Genomic DNA, 1,449 nt, shown 5'->3' on the forward strand with positions numbered 1-1,449 from the left:
GAGGACGTCGATCCGGCCGTGCCGCTCCACGGCCCGGCGGACCAGGGTCTCCGGGCCTTCCGAGGTGGACAGGTCGACCGGGACGACCGTGACGTCGTACTCGGCGGCCAGGGCGTCGAGCTCGGGGGTCGAGGTGCGGCTGCCCGCCACGACCTTGGCTCCTTCGCGGACCAGGCCCTCGACGACTGCCAGGCCGATGCCCTTGCTGGCTCCGGTGACGACGGCGACCTTGCCCTTGAGGTGCAGTTCCATGACGAATACCTTTCTGGATTGATCAATACACAATGACGGCACACGCTTCCGGGGGCCGCGACAGCAGCCTAGCAGGTTTATTGAATGGTCAATCCAGAATCGGAGTGGCGTCAGTCACCCTTCCGGGCAGCCATCCCGGTCGGCCGCCGAGCCTGCACGACACACCTCGCCAGACCAGGGTGGACGGATCCTTGCGTCGCCGATCCGAAGCGCCCCGCCGGATGCCGTGGAACGGACCGAGGCCCATACTTGATTGACTATTCCATAAAGTGGGCTACCCTGTCGCCATGGCACGCACCCGGGAATTCGACGTCGACCAGGCGATAGACCGCGCCATGGACCTGTTCTGGCGGCGCGGCTACGCCGAGACGTCCCTCCAGGACCTGCTGAAGGAGCTGTCCATCGGCAGCGGCAGCTTCTACGCGGCCTTCGGTTCGAAGGAGGAGCTCTACCTCCGCTCCCTGGACCGCTACATCTCCCTCCAGGGCAGCGACCTGGAGAAGACCCTCGACGCGGCGACCGAGATCCGGCCCACGGTCCGCAAGGTGCTCACCTCCCTCATCGAGGCGGATCTGGCCGACCCCACACGCGGCTGCCTCGTGGTCAGCACCTCCACGCAGTGCGGCGAGCAGCCTTCGGCGACAGACCGCGTCACGGCCGCCGTCCGGCAGGTCGAGTCCTCCCTCGCCGGAGCCCTGGAGCGGGCGCAGACGCGAGGCGAGATCTCCGCGGACAAGGATCCCAGGCAGCTGGCCCGGTTCCTCACCACCTTCATTCAAGGGATCCGCATCGTCGGCCAGGCGCGCGCGGGGAGGGAGTTCGCGGAGGACGCCCTGTCCGTCGCGATGCGCGCACTGGACTGACCGCCGCAAAACCCCCACCGCGCCCCGGTCCGGGATTGACCCTACCATAGTTATGTATCGTTCAATCCAGAAAGAGGCCGTCATGGAACTGCACCTCAAGGGCAAGGTCGCCGTCGTCACCGGAGCCAGCAAGGGCATCGGCCTGGCAGTCGTCGAGAGACTGGTCCACGAGGGGGTCAAGGTCGTGGCCGGCAGCCGCTCCTCCACGCCCGAACTGGACGCCCTGGCGGCCGACCACGACGTCGTGATCGTGCCGGTCGACCTGTCCACCGCGGCGGGAGCGGAGACCCTGATCCAGCAGGCCGTGGAGCGCTACCAGCGCCTGGACATCCTG

3 protein-coding genes are annotated in these 1,449 nt (G+C 67.5%); 2 read left to right on the forward strand and 1 reads right to left on the reverse strand.

Translation table 11 applies throughout. The annotated features are described in order from the left end of the window. The coding region (locus tag AB0P24_RS47855) for an SDR family NAD(P)-dependent oxidoreductase (RefSeq protein ID WP_365805782.1) at positions 1–252 on the reverse strand (252 nt) is incomplete at its 3' end. Positions 253–539: 287 nt separating this feature from the next. Here AB0P24_RS47855 and AB0P24_RS47860 point away from each other — a divergent pair. Then, positions 540–1,115, forward strand: a complete 576-nt coding sequence (locus tag AB0P24_RS47860) for a TetR family transcriptional regulator (protein WP_365805784.1) — start codon at positions 540–542, stop codon at positions 1,113–1,115. Positions 1,116–1,197: 82 nt separating this feature from the next. Next, a partial coding sequence (locus AB0P24_RS47865) for an SDR family NAD(P)-dependent oxidoreductase (protein ID WP_365805786.1) occupies positions 1,198–1,449 on the forward strand: 252 nt, incomplete at its 3' end.

This window comes from Streptomyces sp. NPDC086519, assembly GCF_040686075.1.
In the GTDB taxonomy this organism is placed as follows: Bacteria; Actinomycetota; Actinomycetes; order Streptomycetales; family Streptomycetaceae; genus Streptomyces; species Streptomyces shenzhenensis.